This window comes from Neochlamydia sp. TUME1, assembly GCF_000813645.1.
Lineage (GTDB): Bacteria > Chlamydiota > Chlamydiia > Chlamydiales > Parachlamydiaceae > Neochlamydia.
The window spans coordinates 1-1365 of the sequence record NZ_JRXI01000150.1 but is presented as its reverse complement, the minus strand read 5'-3'; the positions used below and the strand labels follow the sequence as shown (position 1 = coordinate 1365).

At 37.4% G+C, this 1365-nt stretch carries 1 protein-coding gene; it reads left to right on the top strand.

The window, feature by feature from the left end; genetic code table 11:
* Window positions 1-132 precede the first annotated feature (132 nt).
* A complete protein-coding gene (locus DB41_RS07495; protein ID WP_039386056.1) occupies window positions 133-1314 on the top strand; it encodes a site-2 protease family protein in 1182 nt (393 codons plus the stop codon).
* Window positions 1315-1365 lie beyond the last annotated feature (51 nt).

Here is a 1365-nt window from a genome sequence, read left to right as displayed (position 1 = left end):
TAGGAGAAATAGGTGACTACAATTCTAGTGGCACAAAAGGAAGAGCTGCTGATAAGATAAAACAGATGGAAAGCTCAAAAAATATAATATAACAAGCTGTCTTAAAAAGAAGCAAAAGGCATAAAAGAAATAATGGTTACTATTCCTGGCAAAATCCCTCTGCGTATCTATCCTTTTTTTTGGATTTTAACTTTGATTATCGGCTGGTTAAACAGTTTTTCAGAGATAACTTCTATCCATGCTGCTTTGATTAAGACTGTTCTATGGGTAATCGTTATTACGTTTTCCATAATTGTGCATGAATATGGGCATGCTTTATCCGCGCTTGCTTTTGGCCAAAGTTCTACTATAGAGCTTGCTGGCTTAGGAGGAGCAACCTATCGAACAGGCCCTAAGCTTAAGCTATGGCAAGAATTTATCATTGTCCTTGCAGGTCCTCTTTTTGGCTTTGCACTGGCATGGGGCACTTATCTATTTTTAAACAGATGGGGTGAACATTCTTCCAATCTAGGAATTTTTGCTTTGGAAATCTGTTTCTATGTCAATACCTTTTGGACAATCATTAATCTGCTGCCTGTACAGCCTTTGGATGGAGGGCGCCTTTTAAGTATAGCTTTGGAAGGTTTATTAGGCTTACGAGGAATTAAAATTGCCTCTCTTTTAAGTATTCTTATTGCTACAGGTGTAGGTTTATTCTTTTTTGCTTTCCAGGCCACTTTGGCAGGATCTATGTTTTTAATTTTAGCTTTTGAAAGCTATCGCTCCTGGCAAAGTACTTCCTCTATGCAGGAGCAGGATCAAAACGATGCGATTAAAAATTTATTAAAAGCTGCAGAAGAAGACCTAGAGGAAGGCAGAAAGCAAGAGGCCTCCGAGAAATTTAGAAATATTCGAAACCTGACGCAATCAGGTGTGATATATAGGCAGGCCACCTACCATGAAGCTCTTTTATTAAGTGAAAAAGGAGAGTATAAAGAGGCCTATGAAATTCTTTATCCTCTTAAAAATAAATTTCATCTGCCAATTTGGCAGCTATTACAAGATTTAGCTTATCATAATCAAGAGTGGAAAGAAGCCATTCAATTAGGTGATCGAATATTTAGCGAGGCCCCTAGCTACCAAACAGCTCTTACCAATGCCCTCAGCTATGCTCAGTTAGGTGCAGCTAAACCTGCTGTAAGCTGGTTAGAATCTGCAATTAGGCATGGGATGCCTTATACCGCCCCTATTCTTTCTAAAGTTGAGTTTGATTCTATCCGCTCTTGCTCAGCTTTCCAAAATTTGTTAAAAAATTGCCTTAATGAATTAAATTAAGTTTTTTTGTTTATAGCAAGTAATATAAAAAAGAGCTTTTTTAGTTTATAT